General features: G+C 47.6%; 2 protein-coding genes. Both read right to left on the bottom strand.

Annotated elements, in window-relative coordinates; all coding sequences use genetic code 11:
- Positions 1 to 23: 23 nt before the first annotated feature.
- On the bottom strand, positions 24 to 917 hold the full coding sequence (locus tag PHF27_RS01565) for a phosphatidylglycerol lysyltransferase domain-containing protein (protein ID WP_300065217.1): 894 nt from the start codon (positions 915 to 917) through the stop codon (positions 24 to 26).
- A 230-nt stretch (positions 918 to 1,147) separates the two neighbouring features.
- Positions 1,148 to 1,976, bottom strand: an 829-nt coding sequence (locus PHF27_RS01560; protein ID WP_300065215.1) for a sodium-dependent transporter, incomplete at its 5' end; no start/stop codon positions are given.

Below are 1,976 nucleotides of genomic sequence, written 5' to 3'. Positions count from 1 at the left end.
CTGCTGCCAAACGCTTCTGCTCATTATTTAGGCGTAGCCACATATTTCTCCAGCAAAATAACCGGATGATAGGATTCTTTGGCCTTGCGCAGGCCCTCCTCGCCCATATCTTCCTCGCGATTGATGAAGGTTACTCCCTCCCAGGCTTGACGACAAAATTCCCAATTGATAGCCGCATAAAGACCGCGAATCTCGCCATTCGCTTTTTCCACATGAATAACTGCAGTATCTTCGTTAATTTTCTCGCCAAAAGAGTATGCCTCCACTTGGCCGTTAAGCAAGATGACTCCGCCTACGAACCCAAGGCGCTCCATATTCTGCAACCCATCATGAATAGCCTGACGTTCGCAGTCAATGGAATCCCCCTTTTCACAGCCCTTCTGTGCACACCAGCGATCAGTAAACGCCTCACAGGCATCCACCAATTCCGGCGTCAACGGAGCATACTCATAACCGGAATTGTTTTTCAAAAACTGATTCAAATGGTTCTTTTTGCCGTGATAACGCCGTCCCGCTAACGTCGCCAAAGCCGTCTGCTCGTAAACATAGTCAAAATTATCCCGGTCAGCTGTCAAATTAAAAAACCCGGGCTTCGCTGCTTCTACCACAGGCATCAGCGTTGCTTCGATGCCTCTGATAATAAGCGGATGTTCTGTTTCTTCACAAAAGGCCATCAGCTCTTCCAAGGCAGCCGGCATTGCCTCGTCGCGGCAAATAGGCGGCAGCACAAAGGCTTCCCCTTCCCACTCCGCGCGCAAGAATAAAGCTTCACCAGCTTCCGCCCAGCGAATGCGGCAAACATTGCGCCACATAAACAGATTCGTAAAGTTGAAATGCGCATTATCATAACGGCGCTGCTGAAAATACGATTGAAACGTTTCCTTATCGTCTAATTGGATCTCACGAAATTGTAACATTAGGATCTCTCCTTGTATCGAAACCACTTGATTCCAAAATCTACTCACAGTATACACTACGCTCCGACTCGCTGACAATAAAGACGCTTATAGACGCAACTTCCTTATAATTCAGACAACACAAGCAACACTATTTTTAAGAAAAGAACAGGAGCTGAAAGCACGATTCAAAAGCGTTCTTCCAACCCCTGTTCTCTTTGTCCCTGTGTGTAAAAGTCCGCAGCTCGTTCTTATAAAACGCCCACAGAGTGCAGAAAAATCAAACCAAGCAATACCGGCGTCACATAGCGCACGCTAAACCAATAAAAGGTAAACATGCCCCCTAACGGCAAGGCGCCGCCATTAGAAAACTCACGACGCAGTTCCTCCCAAGAGAGATGGCGCCGCACAAAAATGACAAAGCACAAACCTCCTACAGGCAGCATAACATTCGAGGAAAGATAATCGAACCAATCAAAAAAGCCCCGACCCAACCAGGTGTAACTTCCTAAAAGGCTGGCTTTATCCACAGAAAGGGTAGCCAATATGCCTATGCAAAAAATGATCAGAGCGTTCAGCGCCGCTGCTTTTTTACGATCAACGCCATATTCTTCGCTCATCCAAGCGGTAGGCACCTCTACCAACGACAGCATCGCCGTTGTGGCTGCAATAGACGCCAAGAAGAAAAAGGCTACAAGAAGCAAGTTACCAAAAGGGATTTGTGAAAAAACCAACGGAATCGTCATAAACAGCAAGCCAGGACCTGCGCCAGGCTCTAGGCCAAACGAGAATACAGTAGGAAACACCGCCAAACCAGCCAGCAACGATACCATGGTATCGGACACGGCTACCTTAGCGCCTGTACGGAACAGATTATTATCAGCCGTAAAATAACTGGCATAAGTCGTCATCGTTCCCATGCCCAAAGACAATTTAAAGAAGGCCAAGCCCATCGCCGTCAAAATCGCCGCACCGCTCAGCTTGCTAAAATCAACCTGGAAAAGAAAATCCACGCCGGCTCCAGCACCAGGCAGCGTTAGCGCCCGAAAGTCACAGATTAAAATTAAAACAAATAATAAC

Origin of the sequence: Anaeromusa sp. (genome assembly GCF_028691475.1) — a bacterium.
Taxonomy (GTDB): Bacteria; Bacillota; Negativicutes; order Anaeromusales; family Anaeromusaceae; genus Anaeromusa.
This window is presented reverse-complemented; position numbering and strand designations above follow the sequence as displayed.